The sequence below is a fragment of the Synechococcus sp. BIOS-U3-1 genome, from assembly GCF_014279975.1.
Classification (GTDB): domain Bacteria; phylum Cyanobacteriota; class Cyanobacteriia; order PCC-6307; family Cyanobiaceae; genus Synechococcus_C.
Genome location: NZ_CP047936.1, coordinates 678,818 through 700,319 on the forward strand (window position 1 = coordinate 678,818; position 21,502 = coordinate 700,319).

General features: G+C 53.6%; 25 protein-coding genes and 1 tRNA gene. 15 read left to right on the top strand and 11 right to left on the bottom strand.

Annotation, left to right across the window (positions count from 1 at the left end):
- The first annotated feature begins 32 nt into the window (after positions 1-32).
- From SynBIOSU31_RS03420 to SynBIOSU31_RS03475, 12 genes are all read left to right on the top strand, one after another.
- Positions 33-290, top strand: a complete 258-nt coding sequence (locus SynBIOSU31_RS03420) for a hypothetical protein (RefSeq protein ID WP_255477335.1) — start codon at positions 33-35, stop codon at positions 288-290.
- Complete coding sequence (gene ubiE / locus SynBIOSU31_RS03425) at positions 287-988, top strand: bifunctional demethylmenaquinone methyltransferase/2-methoxy-6-polyprenyl-1,4-benzoquinol methylase UbiE (RefSeq protein WP_186492048.1); 702 nt, start codon at positions 287-289, stop codon at positions 986-988. The genes SynBIOSU31_RS03420 and ubiE overlap by 4 nt, the downstream gene beginning before the upstream one ends.
- Positions 989-1,073: 85 nt before the next feature.
- Positions 1,074-1,421 carry a hypothetical protein gene (locus tag SynBIOSU31_RS03430; protein WP_067094159.1) on the top strand — a complete coding sequence of 116 codons (348 nt, stop codon included), beginning with the start codon at positions 1,074-1,076 and terminating at the stop codon, positions 1,419-1,421.
- 53 nt (positions 1,422-1,474) lie between these two features.
- Complete coding sequence (glyQ, locus tag SynBIOSU31_RS03435) at positions 1,475-2,380, top strand: glycine--tRNA ligase subunit alpha (RefSeq protein WP_186492050.1); 906 nt, start codon at positions 1,475-1,477, stop codon at positions 2,378-2,380.
- A 38-nt stretch (positions 2,381-2,418) separates the two neighbouring features.
- Entirely contained in the window at positions 2,419-4,341 is a 1,923-nt protein-coding gene (locus tag SynBIOSU31_RS03440) for a ComEC/Rec2 family competence protein (RefSeq protein ID WP_186492052.1), read from the top strand.
- Between the two features lie 55 nt (positions 4,342-4,396).
- Positions 4,397-4,483: transfer RNA gene (locus tag SynBIOSU31_RS03445), tRNA-Ser, on the top strand.
- Between the two features lie 172 nt (positions 4,484-4,655).
- On the top strand, positions 4,656-5,921 hold the full coding sequence (locus SynBIOSU31_RS03450) for a tyrosine-type recombinase/integrase (RefSeq protein WP_186492055.1): 1,266 nt from the start codon (positions 4,656-4,658) through the stop codon (positions 5,919-5,921).
- 278 nt (positions 5,922-6,199) lie between these two features.
- Complete coding sequence (locus SynBIOSU31_RS03455; RefSeq protein WP_186492057.1) at positions 6,200-6,394, top strand: helix-turn-helix transcriptional regulator; 195 nt, start codon at positions 6,200-6,202, stop codon at positions 6,392-6,394.
- Between the two features lie 86 nt (positions 6,395-6,480).
- The gene (locus SynBIOSU31_RS03460) at positions 6,481-6,930 is read left to right on the top strand and encodes a hypothetical protein (RefSeq protein ID WP_186492059.1); all 450 of its coding nucleotides are present in this window, start codon (positions 6,481-6,483) and stop codon (positions 6,928-6,930) included.
- Between the two features lie 897 nt (positions 6,931-7,827).
- Complete coding sequence (locus SynBIOSU31_RS03465) at positions 7,828-8,184, top strand: hypothetical protein (protein WP_186492061.1); 357 nt, start codon at positions 7,828-7,830, stop codon at positions 8,182-8,184.
- 72 nt (positions 8,185-8,256) lie between these two features.
- Positions 8,257-8,802: a tetratricopeptide repeat protein gene (locus SynBIOSU31_RS03470; RefSeq protein ID WP_255477336.1), complete on the top strand. Its 546-nt coding sequence runs from the start codon at positions 8,257-8,259 to the stop codon at positions 8,800-8,802.
- Between the two features lie 224 nt (positions 8,803-9,026).
- A complete protein-coding gene (locus SynBIOSU31_RS03475; RefSeq protein WP_186492063.1) occupies positions 9,027-9,959 on the top strand; it encodes a tetratricopeptide repeat protein in 933 nt (310 codons plus the stop codon).
- Between the two features lie 344 nt (positions 9,960-10,303).
- Here the strand turns inward: SynBIOSU31_RS03475 and SynBIOSU31_RS03480 are convergent, their stop codons facing one another.
- The 4 genes from SynBIOSU31_RS03480 to SynBIOSU31_RS03500 form a co-directional block, all read right to left on the bottom strand.
- Positions 10,304-10,600, bottom strand: a complete 297-nt coding sequence (locus tag SynBIOSU31_RS03480; RefSeq protein WP_255477337.1) for a DUF1311 domain-containing protein — start codon at positions 10,598-10,600, stop codon at positions 10,304-10,306.
- 185 nt (positions 10,601-10,785) lie between these two features.
- Positions 10,786-11,400, bottom strand: coding sequence for a tetratricopeptide repeat protein (locus SynBIOSU31_RS14910; RefSeq protein ID WP_370593702.1), 615 nt, complete (start codon positions 11,398-11,400; stop codon positions 10,786-10,788).
- Between the two features lie 403 nt (positions 11,401-11,803).
- The gene (locus tag SynBIOSU31_RS03495) at positions 11,804-12,010 is read right to left on the bottom strand and encodes a hypothetical protein (RefSeq protein ID WP_186493195.1); all 207 of its coding nucleotides are present in this window, start codon (positions 12,008-12,010) and stop codon (positions 11,804-11,806) included.
- Positions 12,010-12,585 carry a recombinase family protein gene (locus tag SynBIOSU31_RS03500; RefSeq protein ID WP_186492066.1) on the bottom strand — a complete coding sequence of 192 codons (576 nt, stop codon included), beginning with the start codon at positions 12,583-12,585 and terminating at the stop codon, positions 12,010-12,012. Before SynBIOSU31_RS03500 ends, SynBIOSU31_RS03495 begins: the two co-directional genes overlap by 1 nt.
- 240 nt (positions 12,586-12,825) lie before the next feature.
- Between SynBIOSU31_RS03500 and SynBIOSU31_RS03505 the strand changes: the two genes are divergently transcribed.
- Positions 12,826-13,059 carry a DUF1651 domain-containing protein gene (locus tag SynBIOSU31_RS03505; protein WP_370593703.1) on the top strand — a complete coding sequence of 78 codons (234 nt, stop codon included), beginning with the start codon at positions 12,826-12,828 and terminating at the stop codon, positions 13,057-13,059.
- A gap of 552 nt (positions 13,060-13,611) precedes the next feature.
- On the opposite strand, the gene SynBIOSU31_RS03510 is transcribed toward SynBIOSU31_RS03505, so the two are convergent.
- Positions 13,612-13,869 (bottom strand): hypothetical protein, encoded by a 258-nt coding sequence (locus tag SynBIOSU31_RS03510; protein ID WP_186492816.1) that lies wholly within the window; start codon positions 13,867-13,869, stop codon positions 13,612-13,614.
- A gap of 196 nt (positions 13,870-14,065) precedes the next feature.
- Between SynBIOSU31_RS03510 and SynBIOSU31_RS03515 the strand changes: the two genes are divergently transcribed.
- On the top strand, positions 14,066-14,824 hold the full coding sequence (locus SynBIOSU31_RS03515; RefSeq protein WP_255477419.1) for a sugar transferase: 759 nt from the start codon (positions 14,066-14,068) through the stop codon (positions 14,822-14,824).
- On the opposite strand, the gene cbiB is transcribed toward SynBIOSU31_RS03515, so the two are convergent.
- The 5 genes from cbiB to SynBIOSU31_RS03540 are packed head-to-tail and all read right to left on the bottom strand — an operon-like array spanning position 14,818 to position 19,420.
- Positions 14,818-15,822 (bottom strand): adenosylcobinamide-phosphate synthase CbiB, encoded by a 1,005-nt coding sequence (gene cbiB / locus SynBIOSU31_RS03520; protein WP_186492071.1) that lies wholly within the window; start codon positions 15,820-15,822, stop codon positions 14,818-14,820. The two genes, SynBIOSU31_RS03515 and cbiB, sit on opposite strands and share 7 nt — an antisense overlap.
- Positions 15,823-15,850: 28 nt before the next feature.
- Positions 15,851-16,846 carry a ketol-acid reductoisomerase gene (gene ilvC, locus SynBIOSU31_RS03525; protein ID WP_186492072.1) on the bottom strand — a complete coding sequence of 332 codons (996 nt, stop codon included), beginning with the start codon at positions 16,844-16,846 and terminating at the stop codon, positions 15,851-15,853.
- A gap of 56 nt (positions 16,847-16,902) precedes the next feature.
- Complete coding sequence (locus tag SynBIOSU31_RS03530; RefSeq protein WP_186492073.1) at positions 16,903-17,505, bottom strand: ATP-dependent Clp protease proteolytic subunit; 603 nt, start codon at positions 17,503-17,505, stop codon at positions 16,903-16,905.
- Between the two features lie 53 nt (positions 17,506-17,558).
- A complete protein-coding gene (locus SynBIOSU31_RS03535; protein ID WP_186492075.1) occupies positions 17,559-18,236 on the bottom strand; it encodes an ATP-dependent Clp protease proteolytic subunit in 678 nt (225 codons plus the stop codon).
- A 29-nt stretch (positions 18,237-18,265) separates the two neighbouring features.
- The gene (locus SynBIOSU31_RS03540; protein ID WP_186492079.1) at positions 18,266-19,420 is read right to left on the bottom strand and encodes a PIN/TRAM domain-containing protein; all 1,155 of its coding nucleotides are present in this window, start codon (positions 19,418-19,420) and stop codon (positions 18,266-18,268) included.
- A 70-nt stretch (positions 19,421-19,490) separates the two neighbouring features.
- On the opposite strand from SynBIOSU31_RS03540, the gene hemW reads away from it, so the two are divergent.
- The gene (hemW, locus tag SynBIOSU31_RS03545) at positions 19,491-20,753 is read left to right on the top strand and encodes a radical SAM family heme chaperone HemW (RefSeq protein ID WP_186492081.1); all 1,263 of its coding nucleotides are present in this window, start codon (positions 19,491-19,493) and stop codon (positions 20,751-20,753) included.
- On the opposite strand, the gene panB is transcribed toward hemW, so the two are convergent.
- Complete coding sequence (gene panB, locus SynBIOSU31_RS03550; RefSeq protein ID WP_186492082.1) at positions 20,665-21,483, bottom strand: 3-methyl-2-oxobutanoate hydroxymethyltransferase; 819 nt, start codon at positions 21,481-21,483, stop codon at positions 20,665-20,667. The genes hemW and panB overlap by 89 nt on opposite strands.
- Positions 21,484-21,502 lie beyond the last annotated feature (19 nt).

Genomic DNA, 21,502 nt, shown 5'->3' on the forward strand with positions numbered 1-21,502 from the left:
AAAGAACTGTTCTGCGTGGTCGGACTCCCTTAGTGCATCTCCTGCTTTCCACGATTGAGGCACTGACGGTTTCTTCAGTTCACCCACTGATCCCAACGAGCTGGGCGCTTCCTCTTGGCATTCTGCTCGTGTTCGTGGTGATCGTCCTTGTGGGCTGGGCACTTCAGTTGATGCAAGCCGCCATGGACCAGGGTGAGTTTTCGCTCATGCTGGCTGGCTGCATGGTGTGTTCAGCCGCCGTCGGACTCGCCACTGTGATGGTGATGACTCTCAGTGATCTGCCGCTTTGAAGCCTGGCGATGCTGAAGCCGTTGAACAGTTGTTCAACGATGCTGCGCCCAGTTACGACAAGTTGAACGACTGGCTCAGTCTCGGGCTGCATCGCCAATGGAAGCGAGAGATGGTGCTGCAGCTCTCGCCACAGCCAGGAGAGCAATGGTTGGATCTTTGTTGTGGGACGGGTGACTTAGCCCTCTCTTTGGCTCGCCGTTTGCGCCCTGGAGGACACGTGATTGGTGTGGATGCGGCCGCTGCACCTCTCGCGATTGCGGACCAACGATCGGCGCGCGAACCCTGGCTGCCGGTGCAATGGCAGCAGGGTGATGCTCTGAATCTGGAGATGCCGGATGCCTGTGCCGATGGGGCGTTGATGGCCTATGGATTACGAAATCTTGCCGACCCAGCTGCGGGCCTCATGGAGCTTCGGCGCGTGCTGCGTGATGGGGGCCGGGCCGGTCTGCTGGATTTCAACCGACTGCCCTCTGGCACTGCTGCGGCTGTGTTCCAACGCACTTACCTGCGCAGAGTGGTGGTTCCGATTGCATCTCGGGTTGGTCTTGCTGAGCACTACGCCTATCTGGAGGAGAGCCTCAAGCGTTTTCCCGACGGAGCCGCTCAGCAGCAGCTGGCTCTCGATGCCGGTTTCCGCGAAGCCTGCCATCGCCCAGTAGCAGGAGGGCTGATGGGCCTTCTCATCGTTTGGGCCTGAACCATTCATCCTTCGACGCACCTCGCTTGCGACAAGCGAGACCGATGAACTATGAAGGAATGATTAAGAAGCGGGGGAGAAACGTATGGCCTTTCCGTTGCCGTCTCTGCTGTCCTCCATCGAGGATCTGCTAGATGAAGTCCAGTGGCTGGATGGAATGATCCTGGTCACTGACTCACAGAAGGCCACCTTCGTTTCGTTCTCTCAGGTGGATCCGGTTCTGCGCCGGCTGCGCTCTCGCCCCAGGGGTGCGGAGGTGGCTGAAAAGCTCTGCATGTCGCTGCTAGAGACCCACGGCAAAGGGGCTAGTAAACCGGTCCTGGTTTTTCAGGGTGATGGCAGTTTCTGGTTGGGCACGATGGGCCCAGGGCGTAGTCATCCCCATCGCCATCACGCGATCGCCCATCTGCGCCGCTGCCTTTCCCTGAGCTGAGCTGCCGAGGCGGCTCTGACGCGAGAATGCATCGGATTGGCTCCAGCGCACGGATGCATTTTCAAGACATCATCAGCACTCTTAACCGTTTCTGGTCCGAGCAGGGGTGCCTGCTGCTGCAGCCTTACGACACGGAAAAGGGCGCAGGAACGATGAGTCCGCACACGGTGCTCCGAGCGATCGGGCCTGAGCCCTGGGCCGTGGCTTATCCCGAGCCTTGTCGCCGCCCCACTGATGGTCGCTACGGCGACAATCCCAATCGAGCCCAGCACTATTTCCAGTACCAGGTGCTGATCAAACCTTCGCCGGATGGCATCCAGGAGACCTATCTCGCTTCGCTGGAAGCGATGGGTATTCGAGCTGCTGATCACGACATCCGCTTCGTGGAAGACAACTGGGAGTCGCCCACCCTCGGGGCCTGGGGCGTGGGCTGGGAGGTGTGGCTCGATGGCATGGAGGTGACCCAGTTCACCTATTTCCAGCAGTGCGGCGGCATCGATTGCAAGCCGGTGTCGATTGAGATCACCTACGGGCTTGAGCGTTTGGCGATGTACTTGCAGGACGTGGAGAGCATCTGGGATCTGAGTTGGAATTCCGACCGCAGTTATGGCGATATCTGGCTTCCTTTTGAGAAAGGACAGTGCCATTTCAACTTTGAGGCCTCTAACCCTGAGCGCCTCAAGCAGTTGTTCGCGATCTATGAAGCGGAAGCCGCTGATCTCATTGAGAAAAATCTGCCTGCGCCGGCCTTGGACTTCGTGCTCAAGTGCAGCCATACCTTCAACCTGCTTGAGGCTCGTGGGGTGATCTCGGTGACGGAGCGCACGGCCACGATTGGCCGTATTCGCAACCTGGCGCGCAAGGTCGCGGAGGCCTGGCTGGCTGAGCGCGAAGCGCTGGGATTTCCGTTACTTGAACAGCCCGCCGCCGCTGCTGCTGCAACCACCACCGCTGTCTGATTGCGGGGGAACCCTCGTTCCAACTCCGATCGTGCTGAATGAAACCGGTTTTCAGTGCCGGGTTGTTGCTGTTCATGGCCTGCATCGGGTCGGCCTGTGTCAGCTCCTCAGAGCAGTGGCTGAGCCTGGTGGCGGTTCTGGTCGGCGGACTGGCTGTCTGGGGGCGAGCCTTTCATCGGCCGAAAAAGGCCATGGCGGCTCTCGCTTTGATGCTCTGTCTGGTCTGCGCTCGCTGTGGAACTGGCGCCATGCCTCAGCCTCAGCCAGGCGATCCCAGCCTGCTCATTCCTCCTGATGGCAAGCCTTTCGTGGTGCGCCTGGTGGGCCGCATCCACGCTGACGCTGCTGTGACGAACGGTCGCTGCCGTTCGTTGCTGGAGGTCAGCAGCCTTAATGGCCAGGTCAGTCGAGGGCGAACGGAGCTGACACTCGATCCCTGTACGACCCCTTTGCTGACTGGGTCTTGGCTTGAGGTTCAGGGAGAACTGCGCCGTCCTCAACCTGCCTCCCACCCACTGTTGGCGAGTGGTGATGAGCGATTGGCTCTGCAGCGAACTTGGAGTCGTCTGCGCACTGATGCCATTCAAGTGTTCCGGCAAGACTGGACCCCACTGGCTAATGCACGCCGAACCATTGCTCAGCGCTTCACTGATCTCGCTGGAGAGCAGTCAGGTGGCTTGCTCGCGGCTCTGGTGCTTGGAGGTGCCCAGGTGTCCTTGCCGCAAAGCCTGCGCGATGGATTCCGGGTGGCTGGCCTATCGCATGCCTTGGCGGCTTCTGGATTTCACCTATCTGTGCTGCTGGGCAGCACACTCGCTTGCGCCAAGACGTTGCCTGCGGCCTTGAGGATTGCTGCGGGGAGTGGCGCTATGGCTTTGTTTCTCGCCCTTACGGGTGCGCAGCCATCCGTGGTGCGCGCGGTGTTGATGGGTGCAGCGGCACTGCTAATTGGTGAAAGCGGACATCGCAGTCGCCCGCTAGAGGTGCTCCTGGTCACGCTGGTGCTGATGCTGCTGGTGCATCCGGCATGGGGGCGTTTCATCGGCTTTCAGTTCAGCGCCGCGGCGACGGCCGGCTTGGTGATTTCGGCAGGCTCTCTGGAGCAATGGTTTGTGCAGCACTGGCCCCAGTGTTTGCATCGATTGGCTCCGGCGCTTTCGATTCCCCTTGCTGCTCTGTTCTGGACCTTGCCACTGCAATTGCTGTATTTCGGCGCAGCGCCTCTTTATGCATTAGTCAGCAACCTGCTTGCTGCTCCGTTGCTAGCTCCACTCACGCTGGCCGCCATGGCACTGGCTGTGATGGTGTTGCTGCTGCCGGCTGCTCTGAGCGCTGCTCTGTTGCCTTGGTTGATCTGGCCTGTGCAGCAGTTGAGTTGGTGGCTGATCAGTTTGGTGCACTGGATCAGTCAGTGGCCAGGGGCTCAGATGCTCACAGGGCCGGTGCATCCCCTGCTTGTGTTGTTGTTTGCTCTGGGGCTGCTCCCCTGGCTGATGCCCGCTACGCAGCGCTGGCGCGGTCTGTCGTTGTTGTGGCTTGTGTTGGCGGTGTGCCTGCAGGTTCGGGTTCAGCTTCGGGATGACTTGATTCGTGTGGAGCAGTGGGGACGCCAGTGGTTGGTGCTGCGCCACCGAGGTCGGGCGGCCATGTTGAGCAGCCATGGCGATGACCTCAGTTGCCGAATCGCGACACGACTGAGTCATGGGCTTGGTCATCAACGGCTTGATTGGATTGCGGTCCTCGACCCGGTGGGTACGGATCAGCAGGTGTGTTGGAACGTATTGGCGCACACGCTTGAAGTGGAACAGAGAGGACGGTTCCCCCTCACTCCAGGGCAGCGTCTGCAGAGCGATGGACTGAGTGTTGGCGTCGCTGACCAGCGGGGCCGCATGTTGACAGTCCGCTTTGGAACTCGAGTTCAACGACTACGTCGCAGCAATCTTCGCCCCCAATCGGGCTGATTGCTCATGGTGTGAGAGGGCTGCCTACTAAAGTGATAATGCGCTTTGAGCGCTTGGAGAGGTGGCAGAGCCCGGTTGAATGCGCACGACTCGAAATCGTGTAGGGGTAACACCCTCGTGGGTTCGAATCCCACCCTCTCCGTTTTTAGTAAGTCCTTGTAGGTTCCGTGTCGCCCCAAACCCGTTGCGGTAAGGGACTTTTTGATGCCTGGTTGTCTCGAATAGTCGCATAAAACACCAGGGTGTCTCGCGGATGTGTTGTTGGATTTGGGGGTTGTGTTGTTGGATAAAATCGGTGTTGTTGGATTTCTGAGATGTCCCTCTCTGACTCGCAAGTCAAGGCAGAGAAGGCAGGACAAGGAAGAAGGAGTGTCTCTGTTGGAAACTCTCTGATTCTGGTTATCGAATCAGAATCCAGAGGAGGTGGAAAGTCCTTTGAGGGACGTATGAGGTTCCCTCCTGGGCGCAAGGGCAAGCAGGTTCCCGTGCGGATTGGTGTCTATGGAAAAGGTCTTGGGAAGTGGTCTCTCAGGGAGGCAAGGGATGAATGGGACCGCATCAAGACTTGGAGCAGGGAGACAGGCAGAGACCCCAGGGAACTGAAAAAGGAAGAACAGCAGGACAAGGTTCAGCAGTCCTCAGGTCCGACCTTCGAGCAGGCATGTGAGTCCTATCTCTCCAACTCAACGGCAAAAGAGAGAACCAAGCAGAACTACCGAAATGTCTTGTGGAACCAGGTGCTTCCAAGGTTTGGGGCAGAAACTCCTGTTGAGCACCTCTCTTGGGACCACAAAGGAGAAGGAGGGAAGAAGGGACGGGAACTGGTGATGGATTACTTCCGTTCCGTGGAGGTCAGGGCACCTGTTCAGGCACAAACGAACCTGATGGTCATGCGTGGGGTCTTTGACCATGCGATTGACCAGGGGTGGATGGAAAGGGACCAAAACCCTGCTCTTGGGACCAGAGGAACCAAGACCAAGCACCAACCCAAACCTCATCCATCGTTGCGTTGGGACCAACTTCCTCAGTTCTTCGAGGAGTTGGAAGGGAACAAGGCAAACGGAACTCTGGTGATGGTTGGTGCGGTGAAGGTCCTTTTCATGACCTTCCTCCGGGTTGGTTCTTTGGTTCCGATGCGATGGGAGGAACTGGATACCGCAGAGGACCTCTGGGTCATCCCAGGCAACCGAATGAAGAACGGACAGGACCACTTGGTCCCTCTGACGGACCCACTCAAAGATGTCCTGGATTCACTGCGGAAGGTGACTGGCGATGAAGAGTTCGTGTTCTTCTCCCATAGGTCCAGAGGCACTCCACACATCAACCCTTCATCCATCAACCAGCATCTGATTCGGATGGGATACAAATCGGTTCTGCGGGCACATGGAGTGCGTTCTATTCCGATGACCGCAGGACAAGATGTTCTTGGGTTTCCTGCTGAACTGATTCAGAGGCAGTTGTCCCACAGCATCGGGGACAAAGTTCGCAAGGCATACGACAGGTCTGAGATGCTGAATGAGAGGAGAAAGTTTATGGTTTCTTGGTGCGATGCTCTGCTTGCTCAGGGCATGAAGGTCTGACGATTTAGGGGGTGGTTTGAGTTAGTCGGACCTCATGAGACCACCTGGTATGACTTGGAGGTCATCCTACAAACCAGCACATAGAACCGGCGGGTCGGGTTCTCCTGGATTATACTATATTCATCGAAACGAAGGGAGCATACCTTCCGCTGCGATACAAATAAAATAATCACTTGCCCGCAAGGGTCTTTCTAAACCAGACATCCCCTCTCTGGTTTCTCTGTCTAACAAGATAAAAAGCAAATAACCGACTTTCTTTCCTCTTGCTTTTTGCCCTTATGTCCGCTTATTCACATTTTCTGCGACTGAAACAGGTCAAAGAAATCACCTGTCTCTCTAAATCCTCCATTTATCGACTAATGGAGCAGGGGGATTTTCCAAAGCAAGTTCCTTTGAGTGCTCGTTCTGTCGTCTGGGTAAAGTCTCAGGTCGAAGATTGGTGTGCTCAAAAGGTTTGTGCTGCTCTTAGTTGAGCAATTGTTAGTCAATAAACTGACTCAAAACCCTATCGGTGAGAGAACACCGAGAAAAAACATATTCACACTATCTCTCTTGTATCATGGTGACGCAAATTAGCAAGTCTTTTGTCAAGACGACCGATATATTAACTCATGAATCACTAAATATCCTCCAAATACCAGCACCTGAAACTCTCAAAGAGCACTCATACTTCACCCTCAAGGGGCGCCTTGAGTTTTCAAAGGACTACAAAGGAGTTCTTTGGGCAATATCGCAGACTCCTGGCATTTCTCGTGTCGAATACAACCATACGGACTTTTCTGTCTCCTGTTCATGGTGTCTAACTCATGACCATTTGACCACTGAAGAGTCATTGGCATTTACCTGCGAGTACATAGATACCTTTGTCTCCAAACTTAAAATGGTTGTTGGCGATAAGGTTATGGAATTCAAGGACATGGGCATCGAACCTCATGTCTTTATTGAAAGTCTGAAACCGATTAATGAATACGACGGGGAACGCAATGGACTCTGGTCAAAGTACTACTAAATAAATATTGGTTTTCTCAGACTCAGATTTCTAAAACCCCTAGGAGTTCAAAAACCTGGGGGATTTTTTTTGAGAGAATGGATTTGATATATCAATGACGCAAAGCACTTCCTCTGGAGGTCAACGGGACCCATCGTTTTAGATGTCAACAAGAAACCAATTGCTGCTTATCGCTTTGTCTTACTTTTGTAGTTTTCTTCTATAAGTTCTGCGATCAGATCTTCTATTTTTATTCTCCATCGTTTGCCTAATGCCACAAGCATTTCATATTGGACTGAACTGATTTTGACTTGCCTCATGTGATCTCCAAGTGTGCCTGCTTTCTTTGTCTGTACAGGTTCTTAAGTGCGATCTTGTATGTATCACTCCTGGTGGGAATATCTAAATCATCCATCAGGAACTCTTCCATCGGCATATAAACCGGAACCTCCTTTGTCTTAAAGGAAAGTTGGAACCTGTTTTGTTTCTTCTTTGGGAACATCGTTTTGACTGGTGTATTAAATGTGAGTGGAATTTGCTTTTGGTCTCTAGAGGTACCTCTGGAGTCTTCGTGAGTAGCAGTCTTAGGTCGCCAGAGATGCAAAGAGCACCTATATTTATTTGATGCTTCTTTAGTATTTTCACCCCACTTCGTGTGGTGAAAATGCCTTCGGCATCTACTCTTATATTTGGTCTTTAATTATTTAGAGGTAGAATTTCTGAAAGACTCTATGTATTATATAGACAACTAAGAAGTTCAAGGTACACAGCGCTTGCCGAAGAACCCTATGTATTCATTCTATTGGATAATTGTTGTTCTGCCAAGTGTTATTGATCGACATAAGTATTGACTAAATAGAATAAATCGTGTATAATGTACATGTGCCAATAAGGGCAATTGTATTTCGCTTTAAACTAATGACTATTACGGAAAAGTATATCCAGATGATGCAACTATCTTTGCTTCACTGCAAAAAGAAACAGTTCAGGGATGGAATGGGTTGGACTCTTGCCTGCCCCTTCTGTAGGGATGCACAGAAGCGTGAGAGCAAGATCAACGAGAAGTGTGCTTCCCTCTACCCAGTAAAGGGCACCTTCACCTATTTCTTCTCCTGCAATAGGGGACTGAATGGTGGAGTTCAAGGTGTTCATTCCTGTAATCACACAATGAAGTTCTCCACCTTCCTCAAGCAGTGGAACCCACCTCAATACAGTAAGTATGTAAGGGAGAAGGAACTGGCAAAGAAGAACTACAAACCCAAGTTCTCTGGTTAGAGATAGAAGAGGTCTGACTGGTTCTTCCTCAGACATCTCTGATTGCCTTCGTAGCATTATCTGTTTACCTTGATGGAATCAGAATCCAAATCATTGTCTCGCAGGACTATTGCCATTGCTTCTGCATTGTCTGTGCTTGCGCTTGGGTCTCCGTTGATGACTGCAGACGCGAACACTTTGGCGGATCATTTATATAGTATTGGAAGAGAAAAATATGAACAAGGTAATTATCAAGGAGCAATTGATGATTGGAGTAAGGCAATAGAGATTAATCCGGAATTTGCTGCTGCCTACAACAATCGTGGTTATGCTAAGTATAATTTAAAAGATTACCAAGGAGCAATTGCTGATTGCGATAAGGCAATAGAAAGTAATCCGCAGGATGAAATTGTCTATCTTAATCGCGGTGTTGCCAAATATAATTTAAAAGATTATAAAGGGGCAATTGCTGATCTCGATAAGTACATAGAGATTAATCCTCATCATGCCAATCCCTACTACATCAGTGGTCTTGCTAGAGAATTGGCAAATGATCTTGAGGGTGCCTGTGATGATTGGAGAAAAGCAGCAGATCTTGGCGAAGTACGCTCTGCTGAACGGGTGAAGAAACAGTGTTAGGGATTGGTTTCTAATCACTGAATGAGGTTCTCCACCTTTCTCAAGAAGTGCAATCCACCTCAATACCGGAAATATGTAAGGGAGAAGGAGATGGCAACGAAGAACTATCAACCAAGGTTCCCTGGTTAGTGATAAATGAGATCAAACTGGTTCTTCCATGATGCATCTTTAATTGCTGTGCCAGTGCTCCCTTCCTAGATTGATGGAAGCAGAACACCTCTTATATGTCACGCAGGACCACTGCCATTGCTGCTGCACTGTCTGTGCTTGCTCTTGGGTCGCCGTTGATTACCGCTTGTGCGAACCCTTTGGCGAACAATTCATACAATAGTGGAGTAGACAAATATGAACAAGGCAATTACCAAGGAGCAATTGCTGATTACACCAAGGCAATTGAGATCAATCCTGATTTTGCCGATGCCTTCATTAATCGTGGTGCCGCCAAGGATGAATTAGGAGATCTTCAAGGAGCAATTTCTGATTACACCAGGGCAATAGAGATCAATCCTCAGAATTCGATTGCTTACGGCAATCGTGGCAATTCCAAGAATAAATTAGGGGATCATCAAGGCGCAATTGCTGACTACACGAAAGCAATAGAGATCAATCCTGAGTCTGCCAATGCCTATTACAATCGTGGCAATGCCAAGAGTGAGTTAAAAGATTATCAAGGAGCAATTGCTGATTACACAAAGGCAATAGAGATTGACTCTCAGCATTCCAATGCCTACAGCAATCGTGGTATTGCCAAGTATGATTTAGAAGATTATCAAGGAGCAATTTCTGATTACACCAGGGCAATAGAGATCAATCCTCAGAATTCGATTGCTTACGGTAATCGTGGCAATGCCAAGAGTAAATTGGGGGATCATCAAGGAGCAATTGCTGATTACACGGAGGCAATAGAGATCAATCCTCAGGATTCGATTGCTTACGGTAATCGTGGTACCACCAAGAATGAATTGGGGGATCATCAAGGAGCAATTGCTGATTACACCAAGGCGCTAAAGATTGATCCGAAGGATGCCAACACTTATGAGAATCGTGGTATTGCTAGAGAATTAGCAAATGATCTAGAGGGTGCTTGTCGTGATTGGAGAAAAGCAGCAGATCTTGGCAAGGAACGCTCTGCTGAATGGGTGAAGAATCAGTGTTAGGGATTGGTTTTCTAATCACACAATGAAGTTCTCAACCTTCCTCAAGAAGTGGAATCCACCTCAATACAGTAAGTATGCAAGTGAGAAGGAATTGGTGAAGAAGAACTACCAACCCAGGTTCTCTGGTTAGGGATAGAAGAGGTCCATCAGGTTCCCGTCCTCATCAACAATCCTGTATTGCTTACCTGATTGACTTGCTTTGCTCTGTGCTGTCCTGGAGGCAGAAGGAAGGTGGTGAACCGTTTGGTATTGCTGCCATCCACCGAACTGATTGCGAACTTGGATTTTGTATTTGGGTGATGCCATGACTGGTAGGGCAAGAAGTAGTAGAAGGAGAAATATTCTCATTCGCCTAGTCCTTTGAACTCCTCCAGGAGAACTCTGTTGAGTCGGTCATCACATCCAACAACCAGTTGCGGGTAAATCGTTCCTTGCAAATAAGGTCGATAGGCAGCAGAGCAGACCTCCTTGGTTGCCTCTCTCCATTGCTTCAGAGTTCCTGGTGAGAGTTTCTTCTCAAGTGCTGCCTTGGATTCATCCAAACGCTTGGAGGCGCACCATCTCATCTCAACGGTGTTGTTCCCTGGGCACTTGATGTCTGGTTGCTCTGCCTTCGCTGGCATCACAGGTAAAAGCAGCATCAGTAGCAGAAGTGCTCTCATTTTTTTTCTAGGACTTGCTCAAGCACAGCATCCTGCACTCGGTCTTGGTATGCCTGGTTTCCTTGTTTTATCCATGCCTCTAAAATCGTAGTGTGAGGGGGAGATCGATCAGGTGTGGTTACCTGTGTCGATGGGTGGGGTCACGCTCACTGCCTCTCTCACACCTATTTGCATACACCAGGATTCATCTCAAGGTTTCTGGTTGCCACTTCATCTCCAAGTGACGATGCTTTCTTCATATCTTTGCAGGCATCAGTCATATTGCCTTGTCTGTCGTAGTTCTTTGCACGATATCTGTAACCGTATGCCAAATTTGGATCAATTTCTAATGCCTTATTCAAATCTATAAGTGCTCCCTTGTAGTTGCCAAGGTCTGACTTCAATGCACCAAGGTTGGCATAAGCACTTGAAAAGTTTTCATCGATCTCAATTGCTCTTCTGAAGTCGAGGAGAGCACCGCCTTTATTTCCCGTTATTGCTTTAGCAACGCCACGAGTTTCGTATGCCTTTGCAATGTTTGGATTGAGTTTTAATGCTTTGTTCGTGTCATCAAGTGCTTCTTGTGGTTTGCCTAATTTTAATAGTGCTGATCCTCGTGAGTAGAACTCATAAGCATTATTGGGTTCTTCTTTGATTAGTTCGTCGAAATCTTCAAGTGCACCTTTGTAATCACCTGAGTGCCATTTCTCTTCTCCACTTATTTGTAAAGGGTTCAGTGTCTTCTTTGGAGGGTAATTGAACCAAGGCGATTCAAACGACGGACCTTTGAAGGTTATGATTTCCTCCCTCGCAACCTGTCGTGCTCAAGGCACAAAGTGAGAGTGCCATTGCTGCCAGGGTTCTACGACGAGGCATCTGCTTAGGCATTTCCTGTCTCCATAGGGTAGTCAGGATTTTCTATTTGTTCGCATTATCAATCATCGATTTTATGCACCATCCCATAGGGTCATAACCGCCGAATTCTTTCCTGCTCAAGTACTTGGAGAATGGAACAAAGAAGTAATACTTGTATTCGCATCTCATTGTTTCGCAAAACCCTTGATTCACGCTTTCTTGGTCTGCTCGACAGTACAAAAGTCTTATCTCTTTTTGATTGCTAATTGCAGAGAGAGATATCCAACCAGCAATAACTCCTATTGCAGCAAGCGATGCCTTATGGGATCTACGGAGAGGCATCTGTTATTACACTGCTTGTTTGTTAGAATAATGATCATTAATAGGACTTCTTGCTCCATTTATTGATTTCTTGTCATTTGTAAATGAGGTCTCTTCTTGCTCTGGTGCAAGAGCATCAGCGGTAGCACGAAGTGCATCAGCAGTGATCTGGCGGGCACCTGGATTTGAGAAGAGCAAGAAACCAAGACCAACTCCAATAAGGATCTTCACCATCACACCGCCTCCTCTTCTTTGATGATGCGCGTGATTGTTGCGAGTGCCAGACCTGTCTGGTCCTTGATTGACCTATAGGACTCACCCTCTTTACGCAGACGGAGCACCAAGGACTCTTTCTTGTTGGAGGTCTTAGGTCTCCCCCCAAGATTCCCTCCAGTCTTTCTGCGGTGTTCTACGGACTCTCTACTCCTCTCCTGAATAAGAGACCTTTCCACTTCTGAAAGACCAGTAAGGAGTCCAACGACAAGAGGTGCCATCTTGCCAAGTGCCTTGGTGTCTATCAATCCATCCAGGGTCCTTACATGGATTCCCTCTTGCTGAAGATCGTTCAGACGGTTGATGACCTCGACCTGACTCCTTCCAAGGCGGTCCAACTTTGCAACACACAGCAGGTCTCCTGCGCGGAGAACAGATAAGCAGGCACGGAGTTGATGCCTTTGCTCCAGGGTCGTGGTGCTTGAGACCTTTTCAAAGAAGACCTCTTCGCATCCATCTGCCTTGAGGTCATCCACCTGGGAGTCAGTGGATTGATGGGTGGTTGAGCACCTTGCGTATCCGATTTTCCGTCCCATCTGTTCGGAAAGGATGTATGTTTCTAGAGCATAAGCAGAAAAGCAGCCGAACGTACTTTCCGAACGCTTATTCGCCCCCTTTTTGTGCTCAGACCTCTTTTCTCATGGTGTTGGAGCAACTCAGGGGTTTCCGAACACCCGCTCCTTGCCCTTCTTCCTGTTTTCTTCTGCGGTCGCCGCGACCAAGCAGGAGTAGAACAGATGAACTACCCGGAGAACTCGCTTATGGATGGTTGGTTGATGACCCCTGGTAAGGAGCAATGGACATATCGGTTTCACAGGGACGACAATTCCTGGACCAGGGACCCCAAGGTTTTCGTAGATGTGGGAAGACCGATGCCTGATGGTTCTCCTGCGCTTCTGAAGACCCGCCAGCACCTTCGTAGAGACGACGCAGAGGTTCTATGGAAGAACTTGCTTCGTAGTGGGTTTCAAAAGGTCCCTGCTGTCTGGGGTGCTGACGCAGAACCCTGACTTTTGTGCCCAGAGGAACTTTTTCTAGAAATGTGCCTTTGACGACTTTGTGTATCACCCTGATACACAACACTGAGTCAGTTCAGGTGAAGGGGGTGCTGACGGAAACGGGAAAACATTAATAGAGGATTGACGGGATGGTCCGGGAAACCATCCCGTTTTTTGTGCCTGGGTGGGGCACGACTCGAAATCGTGTAGAGGGAATCTCTTCGTGAAATCGTTTGCGGGGACTCGATTCAGGAGGTCTCAGGCAGTCCCGTGAATGTGTTGTTGGATGTGTTGTTGGAAATCGGTATATCTTCTTTTAGTTCGTCCCAGACAGAGTCTTACCGTCTTTTTGGGACCTATATGGACTCACACCCTCTCCGTTTTTGAAACGTTCTTGGAAAGAGTTTGAGTCATTGCAGGTCAAAGGCAGTTTTCGGGCTGACTCTGACTATCTCGGACTTGGCTTTTGTGTCGGTCTAAAGCCCATGCCTCTTTGACGCACTCAGCGATCAATCGACAATCGATCCACGACTAGAGATTGCTGGTAATCGCTCAAAGTTGCTCTTATGAGTGAAATAGCAGCACAAGGCCGTCGCTGACTTGATGAAACTCCCTTTCTTCGCGACTCAGGTCCAGGCCGACTTCCAGGCCTTCGGTGACGGCTTGATCAAAGGGCGGAGTGCCGGGAGGGGCGTCTCCCTGCCAGAGCGCTGCGATTCCCACGGCTGTGGCATGCCAGTGGAAGTGAGTGGTTTCTCCGATGGAGGCTTCCTGGAGAGCCTCTTCGAGGAGGCCGTTGAGAGCCGTGCTTATCGATGCCATCCCACAAGCTTCGGGACAGGTGCCGGGGACGGCAATCGCCTGAGAAACTTCTTGATCAATCTGTCGCGTAGTGAGACACGTCTGGATGTTCCGTAAGGAAGTCATGCTGGCTCTGTGCCGTTGGGGCTACTGGCCCTTTACAGCTGACGTATGCACAGCCTTGAGGTTGATTGGTTTGAGACGAAAGGGACAACGCGTGGTAAGTGCTCCTCGTCGTCCCGTCCTTTCGGCATCTCCGTCCAAGCTGCGCCGTCGCGCTTCTCGTCGTCACCTGGAGTTGGTTGCAGCGCCGCCTTCGAGCCTGTCTTCGCTCACGCTGGTTCGGGCGCAAAGTCGACTGGGACGTTCGCTGAAACGCAGCGGTGATGTTGTGTTCTCAGCGGCAGTGCTTGGGTTGGGCTCGCCGTTATTTCTGTTCTTAGCCGTTTTGGTGAAACTCAGCTCACCCGGTCCCGTGTTTTATGTGCAGAAACGGGTTGGTCGTGGCTACCGAAACTTTGGATGCATCAAATTCCGCACGATGCGGCCTGATGCTGATGCCGTCCTGGCCCACGTGTTGGAGCGTTCACCTGAGATGCGCGCTGAATTTGACCGAGATTTCAAACTGCGCAACGATCCCCGCATCACACCAATCGGGAGGTTTCTGCGTCGCTCAAGCCTGGATGAGCTGCCTCAGTTCCTGAATGTTTTGCGTGGTGAGATGAGCGTTGTCGGCCCACGGCCGATCGTCAACAAAGAGATCGGGCGTTATGGCGACTACATGGATGAAGTTCTCGCGGTCCGGCCAGGTCTCACTGGCCTCTGGCAGGTGAGCGGCAGAAACAATCTCAGTTACCCCAAGCGGGTCAGGCTTGATTTGGCTTATGCCCGCGGTCGATCCTTCTTGATCGATCTGGCCATCATCCTGCGCACCTTTGGTGTGTTGTTGCTGCCGATGGATCGTGGTGCTTACTGAAGACCTGCCTGCAGGCTCCAGCTCAACAAGGCCGTAATCAGGATCCAGAGCAGTTCCAGTCGTTGCGTCAGCTCAAGGATTCTGTTGATCCCTTTTGGGTCTGCCTTGGGCTGATCAGCACCGAGCACTGGTTTGTCCACCCAGCGATCGCGGTAACGGTTCGTGCCGCCGAGTTGCACGCCCGCACAGTGTGCATAGATCGCCTCTGAGCGTCCTGCATTGGGAGAGGCATCGTGCCGACCCTCCGATTCAGCCGATCTGACCAGTGCTGGCCACTGGCGCAAGGGCTTGCTCACCATCGGCAGGCTCAGCATCACCAAGCGGCAGGGCAGCCAGGTCAGAAGGTCATCGAGTCGTGCGCCTGCCGTGCCCAGCCAGCGCAGCTTTCCTCTGCGGTACCCCAGCATGGAATCCAGGGTGCTGGCCGCCTTGAACCCCCAAGCCAGGGCCAGTGGACCGGGAGCGTTGGTCAATCCCAGACTCCAGATAGTTGCACCCACCAACATCCAGAACAGCGGTGCGAACAGACCGTCCACCGCATTTTCACTCGCGGTTTCGGCGGTGGCACGCAGGATCTCATCCCTGCTGAGTGAGGTCGTATCACGGCCCACGATCCAGCTGAGCTTCTGTCTTGCTGTTGACAGATCTCCTTCCTCGGCGGAGGCAAGAGCTGAAATCACATTCAGCACGCTTTGTTCAAGGCTTTTGGCTGCCAGCGCACTGGCAAGGCCAGCAACGAGAGCAAGCATCGCAATGCTCTGAAGCATGCCGTGCGTCTGCAGGGCAATCCGTTCGATCAGCCAACCGATGCTGGCGCTGCCAAGGGTGAGAACGAGCGTGATGGCCAGTCCACCCAGACGCAGCCACTGAGGGTGCTCACCGCTCCAATGTTCAACGCTGCGCCGCAGTGTGCTGATACAACGGCCCATCCACACCACAGGGTGTGGCGACCAGAGGGGATCGCCGACCAGCCGGTCGAGACCGGCCGCGGCGATCACCAGGAGAAAGGGCTGGATGATGCCCTGTTCAGGAAGCCTTCAGCCAGCTGAACATGGAGCGCAGGCCCTTGCCCACTTCCTCAATCTTGTGGTCTCCGTCGCGCTTGCGGATCTTGTTCATCTCGGGCTTGCCGGCTTCGCATTCAGCTACAAAATTCTTGGCGAAGGTCCCGTCCTGGATGTCCGCGAGGATGCGTTTCATCTCGGCTTTGGTGTCGTCGGTGATCAGGCGGGGGCCGCTCACGTAATCGCCGTATTCCGCGGTGTTGGAAATCGAGTCGCGCATGGCTGACAGACCACCCTTCACCATCAGATCCACGATTAGCTTCACTTCGTGCAGGCACTCGAAGTAAGCCAGCTCAGGCTGGTAACCCGCTTCGACCAGGGTCTCGAAGCCTGCTTTGACCAGTTCAGACAGGCCTCCACAGAGCACGGCCTGTTCGCCGAACAGGTCAGTTTCAGTTTCTTCCTTGAAGTTGGTCTCCAAGATTCCGGCGCGAGTACCTCCGATTCCTTTGGCGTAGGCCATGGCCAGACCACGGGCGTTGCCAGAGGCATCCTTCTCAATCGCGAACAGGGCTGGAACACCCTGGCCGTTTTGGTACTCCCAACGCACGGTGTGACCAGGACCCTTCGGGGCGATCATCACCACATCCACATCGGAGGGAGGTTGGATCAAGCCAAAACGGATGTTGAAACCGTGGGCAAAGCTGAGAACCTTGCCAGCGCTTAGGTGCTGTGCGATTTCCTTGTCGTAGACCTCTTTCTGGAACTCATCGGGGAGCAGCACCATGATCCAGTCGGCCTTGGCGGCAGCATCCGAGACGCTAAGTACCTCCAGACCATCGGCCTTGGCTTTTTCTGCGGAGCGGCTTCCTGCATACAGCCCCACCACCACGTTCACGCCGCTGTCCTTGAGATTCAGGGCGTGAGCGTGGCCCTGGGAGCCGTAGCCGATGATGGCAATGGTCTTGCCGCTGAGCAGCGAGAGATCGGCATCGGAATCGTAAAAAAGCTGAGCCATCCGGACGATGAACGTGGAGCTTGGTAACGACCGAGCTTACGCAAGTGCCGGATCGATCAGGCCTCGTTGGGGTGGGCGATCACTCGGTCGATCAGTCCATAGTTCTTGGCCTCTTCGCTGCTGAGGAAGTAATCGCGATCGGTGTCCTTCTCGATTTTTTCAAAACTCTGACCGCTCATGTCGGCCATCGAGCGGTTGAGCATCTCCTTCATGCGCAAAATCTCGCGCGCTTCAATTTCGATGTCGCTGGCCTGTCTCTGAGCCGTTCCGCCCAGGGGCTGGTGAATCATGATTCGACTGTGGGGCAGGGCCAAGCGCTTGCCCTTGGTGCCAGCCGCCAAGAGGAAGGCTCCCATCGATGCCGCAAGACCCACGCAGATGGTGACCACGTCGCTCTTGACGTATTGCATGGTGTCGTAAATCGCCAGGCCTGCTGTCACTGATCCACCAGGGGAGTTGATGTACAGATAAATCGGCTTGCTGCTGTCATCGGAGTCGAGATAGAGCATTTGAGCAACCAGGCTGTTGGCCACCGAGTCATTGACTTCGGAGCCCAGGAACAGAATTCTCTCGACTCCCAGACGGGTGTAAATGTCCACCCATCGCTCCATCTGGCTGCCAGGGAGGCGGTAAGGGACGCTGGGGGTACCGATCGGCATGAGTCCTGGAAGGTTGAAGAAAAAGGGGTGGAATTGAGAATGAGCGGGCTGAATCAGCCGGCTGGAACTGGAACTGGAGCTGGGAGCTCTTTGCGACTGGAGAGCACCCGGTCAATCAGCCCGTACTCTTTGGCTTGCTCTGGGGTGAGGTAACTCATGCGATCGGAGTCTTTGGAGAGTTCTTCCACGCTGCGGCCGGTGTTCGTCGACAAGATTTCGAGCATGGCCCGCTTGTTGTGCAGCACTTCCTTGGCGCGTATTTGAATGTCTGTTGCCTGGCCTTGTGCTCCGCTGCGGGGCTGATGCAGCACGATCGAAGCGTGAGGCAGGGCAGCGCGGTGGCCCTTGGTTCCGGCAGACAAAATCACAGCTGCTGTGCCCATTGCCTGGCCTATGCAGATGGTGTGGACCGGCGGCTTCACGTACCGAAGGGTGTCGCAGATGGCAAAAGCTTCTGTTTCGAATCCGATGGCATCGCCGGTATACCAGCTGGTGCCAGTTGAGTTGATGTAGAAATAAATTGGCTTATCAGGATTATCGAATTCCAGAAAAAGAAGCTGGGCAATAATCAATTCAGTGACATCGAGTCCGACTTGACGTTTGGTGTCGTCATCAGAAAAGAGGGGTAGCCCCAGGTAGACGATGCGTTCCTTGAGCAGAAGCGAAGGCAGATCCGGAGGGGGAGTCCGCATCACCGACGAATCGCCGTAATAAGGAGCTGATGTGGTCATCCGCGTCAGGCCGCCGTGGTCGGTGGAGCCTAGCGGGACCCCGGGGTGGGACGCTCATTGCGTCGGTTCTTGCGAGCCAATTTTGCTCCGGCACTGCTCTTGCCGGTGGCGGTTATTTCGTCTTCCTTGTCGAGCCGACCGAACACCATCCTTCCGCTCGGATTTTGTAATGCTCCGGTGATCACGACCGCTCGTCGTTCACCGATTGCGGCTCGGGCGTTTTCAATGACCACCATCGTGCCGTCTTCCAGATAAGCCACGCCCTGATGTTCTTCCTTCCCTTCGCGAACGATCTTCAGGTTGAGTTCATCCCCGGGCTGAACTTCAGGGCGCAGCGCGATTACCAGCTCGCTCAGGTTCATCACCTTGAGCTCCTTGACGCGTGCCACCTGAGCGAGGTTGAAGTCAGCCGTCACCAGTGTGCCGCCGGTGTCTTCCGTGAGCTGCAGAAGACGATCATCTGTGCCTGCCCCGTCGTAGCGGGTCGTGTTGATCACTAGACGTTTGTCATAAGTCTCACGCAGAGCATTGAGCAGCTTCAAGCCACGCCGTCCTTTGCCACGTTTTTCGATGTTGTTGGAATCAGCAAGTTGCTGCATTTCGTTGATCACTGTCTGGGCCACAATCACCTTTCCCTCCAGCAGTCCGCAGCCGATCATTCCCTGAATACGCCCGTCGATGATCACGCTGGTGTCGAGGATTTTTGCTGTAGCAGGTGTGAGCACACCATCCGCCACCAACAAGGCCTCCGTTGAAGTTGGGTTGAACAGCCTCAGCAGAGTCCGTCCATGCACTTCCGCGAGGTTGTACCCCAGAACGCCGAAGAACACATTGCTCAGAATCGCTGCTAAGGGCTTCACCAAGGAGCTTGCGCCGGCCAGTGGCAGCAACAGAATTGGAGCCAACAACAGGTTGGCCACCAGCAGGCCGAGGATCAGGCCAACCGCTCGGCTTACCAAAAGATCGGTCGGCATGGTGCGCACCTGATTCATCAGTCGCTGTCGCAGCCGGCGGAAAACCAGACCCGCCACAAGACCGATGACTGCACCACCGGCGCTCAGGCCCAAACGCACCTGTTGTGCGTTGGTGTCATCCAGCAGTTCCTGGGGGAGCAGATGCACGCCCATCCAGCCGGTGGCCGTCCCGGAGATCAGGAACAAGACGATGATGAGCGCTTCGACCATGAGGTTGGGTTCTCACTGCCCAGTCCATTGCAGGCAGCATGCACCATTCTCACTCTCCTGGCTCGGGCTGATGACCACACCCTCGCCCCGCAGCGCCTATCTCCATATTCCTTTCTGCCATCGGCGCTGCTTTTACTGCGATTTCGCAGTGGTACCGCTCGGCGATAAGGCGGATGCCCAGGGTGGGCCTGGAAGTCGCTCGATCGAGGCTTATCTCGGCCAACTGCTTCATGAAATCGAGCTGTCTCCGTCGGGGCCACCTCTAGCCACCGTTTACATCGGGGGAGGCACCCCATCGCTGCTGACCCCTGAACAGGTGGGGCGTGTGCTCAATGCCCTGAGGGCGCGTTTTGGCTTGCAGAGCGGATCAGAAATCACCTTGGAAATGGATCCCGCCAGCTTTGAGCGGCTGGATCTCGAGGCCTTGCTGCGCTGCGGTGTGAACCGGGTGAGTCTTGGCGGTCAGAGTTTTGACGATCAGGTTTTGGAATCCCTCGGTCGCCGTCATCGTCGTTCTGATCTGGTGGAAGCCTGTGAATGGCTGCATCGAGCCGTTGAGAACGGTGCTCTGCGCAGCTGGAGCCTTGACCTGATTCGCAATTTGCCTGATCAGAGCGACGACGCCTGGGCCGTTCAACTAGAGCGTGCTGTTGCGATGGGTGCCCCCCATCTCTCCATCTACGACCTCAGCGTTGAACCCGGCACGGTGTTCTCGAAGCTGGAGCAGCGCGGTGAGCTGGAGTTGCCTGATGAGGATGGCGCTGCTGATCGGATTGCAGCCACCAGTGATCGCCTCGCCAAGGCTGGTTATTGCCGCTACGAAATCTCCAATTTCGCCAGGCCAGGTCATGCATCTCGCCATAATCGTGTGTACTGGAGTGGAGCTGGCTGGTGGGCGTTCGGTCTGGGTGCCACCAGTGCTCCTTGGGGTGAGCGCTTTGCCAGGCCGCGCACCCGTGAGGCCTATGGACAATGGCTCGATCAGCAGCGGATCGATGGTCCGCATTCGTCTTTGCTGCAGGCGCTGGCCCTGCCGTTGAGCCTGGAAGACCGTCTGCTCGTGGGGCTGAGGCGACATGAAGGCGTTGACCTGCTTGACCAAGCCCTCAGTTGCGGCTGGTCAATCGATGATTGCTCTCGTTGGTTGCCTCAGTTGGAGGAGCGCTGGGCCGGATTTCTCCCGTCCGATCTGATGCGCAGGCGCGGCGCCCGTTGGCAGCTCACCGATCCTCGGGGAATGGCCGTCAGCAATGCGGTTCTGGTGGAGCTGGTGGAGTGGTGGGAGCAGCTGAATGCTGACGCTGATCATCCAGCCAGCTGCTTAAAGCCTTGACCCCAAGGCCCCGACCATTCATCCGCGCTTGGCTGAAGGGTGGTTGTGAGCGGGTGAGCCCGAGTAGATCGGCGGTCACGCTCACTTGACCATCACAGTCATCCCCTGCCCCGATGCCGATCACCGGAATAGTCAGACGCCGCCTCACCTGGCCTGCAAGTTCGCCGGGAACATGCTCGAGCACCATGGCAAAGCATCCAGCCGACTCCAGCTCCGAAGCTTGCCGCAGCAGGCGTTCCTGGCTGCGTGGATCCTTCGCCTGACGGCGGTAGCCAAGGCTGTGGACCGCCTGAGGCAACAATCCCAGATGCCCCATCACAGGGATCCCCGTGCGAACCAGGCGTTCAATCACCGCCAGGACCTCCGGTTCGGCACCCTCAAGCTTCACCCCAGCCGCATCGGATTGTTTGATAAGAGTTCCTGCTGCGGCCACCGCGCGATCCAAGCCGCACTGGTAGCTGAGAAAGGGGAGGTCCGTGATCACCAGCGGTTGTTGGGCCAGCGGTTTGCTCAAGCCTCGACAGACCGCCTGGGTGTGCAGCACCATCTGCTCCAGTGTGACTGGAAGGGTTGTGCTGTGGCCGAGGCTGACCATGGCGAGTGAATCCCCCACCAGCACCACGTCAGCGCCGGCGTCCTCCACCAAGGAGGCGCTCAGAGCATCCCAGGCAGTGAGCATGGTGATGGGTTGGCCGGTCTGCTTGAACCGGATCAGGTCAGAGGCGCGCAACCGCTTTCTCAAATCAGCG

Excerpts from the sequence above, each read along its gene's own strand:
- SynBIOSU31_RS03495 (WP_186493195.1), bottom strand. The coding sequence starts at position 12,010 with ATGGTGAAGATCCTTATTGGAGTTGGTCTTGGTTTCTTGCTCTTCTCA.
- SynBIOSU31_RS03470 (WP_255477336.1), top strand. The coding sequence starts at position 8,257 with ATGGAATCAGAATCCAAATCATTGTCTCGCAGGACTATTGCCATTGCT.
- SynBIOSU31_RS03535 (WP_186492075.1), bottom strand. The coding sequence starts at position 18,236 with ATGACCACATCAGCTCCTTATTACGGCGATTCGTCGGTGATGCGGACT.
- SynBIOSU31_RS03430 (WP_067094159.1), top strand. The coding sequence starts at position 1,074 with ATGGCCTTTCCGTTGCCGTCTCTGCTGTCCTCCATCGAGGATCTGCTA.
- ilvC (WP_186492072.1), bottom strand. The coding sequence starts at position 16,846 with ATGGCTCAGCTTTTTTACGATTCCGATGCCGATCTCTCGCTGCTCAGC.
- SynBIOSU31_RS03510 (WP_186492816.1), bottom strand. The coding sequence starts at position 13,869 with ATGGCATCGATAAGCACGGCTCTCAACGGCCTCCTCGAAGAGGCTCTC.
- SynBIOSU31_RS03455 (WP_186492057.1), top strand. The coding sequence starts at position 6,200 with ATGTCCGCTTATTCACATTTTCTGCGACTGAAACAGGTCAAAGAAATC.
- SynBIOSU31_RS03505 (WP_370593703.1), top strand. The coding sequence starts at position 12,826 with ATGACCCCTGGTAAGGAGCAATGGACATATCGGTTTCACAGGGACGAC.
- SynBIOSU31_RS03450 (WP_186492055.1), top strand. The coding sequence starts at position 4,656 with ATGTCCCTCTCTGACTCGCAAGTCAAGGCAGAGAAGGCAGGACAAGGA.
- SynBIOSU31_RS03460 (WP_186492059.1), top strand. The coding sequence starts at position 6,481 with ATGGTGACGCAAATTAGCAAGTCTTTTGTCAAGACGACCGATATATTA.
- SynBIOSU31_RS03540 (WP_186492079.1), bottom strand. The coding sequence starts at position 19,420 with ATGGTCGAAGCGCTCATCATCGTCTTGTTCCTGATCTCCGGGACGGCC.
- SynBIOSU31_RS03480 (WP_255477337.1), bottom strand. The coding sequence starts at position 10,600 with ATGCTGCTTTTACCTGTGATGCCAGCGAAGGCAGAGCAACCAGACATC.
- SynBIOSU31_RS03475 (WP_186492063.1), top strand. The coding sequence starts at position 9,027 with ATGTCACGCAGGACCACTGCCATTGCTGCTGCACTGTCTGTGCTTGCT.
- SynBIOSU31_RS03465 (WP_186492061.1), top strand. The coding sequence starts at position 7,828 with ATGACTATTACGGAAAAGTATATCCAGATGATGCAACTATCTTTGCTT.
- SynBIOSU31_RS03530 (WP_186492073.1), bottom strand. The coding sequence starts at position 17,505 with ATGCCGATCGGTACCCCCAGCGTCCCTTACCGCCTCCCTGGCAGCCAG.
- SynBIOSU31_RS03440 (WP_186492052.1), top strand. The coding sequence starts at position 2,419 with ATGAAACCGGTTTTCAGTGCCGGGTTGTTGCTGTTCATGGCCTGCATC.
- SynBIOSU31_RS03500 (WP_186492066.1), bottom strand. The coding sequence starts at position 12,585 with ATGGGACGGAAAATCGGATACGCAAGGTGCTCAACCACCCATCAATCC.
- glyQ (WP_186492050.1), top strand. The coding sequence starts at position 1,475 with ATGCATTTTCAAGACATCATCAGCACTCTTAACCGTTTCTGGTCCGAG.
- hemW (WP_186492081.1), top strand. The coding sequence starts at position 19,491 with ATGACCACACCCTCGCCCCGCAGCGCCTATCTCCATATTCCTTTCTGC.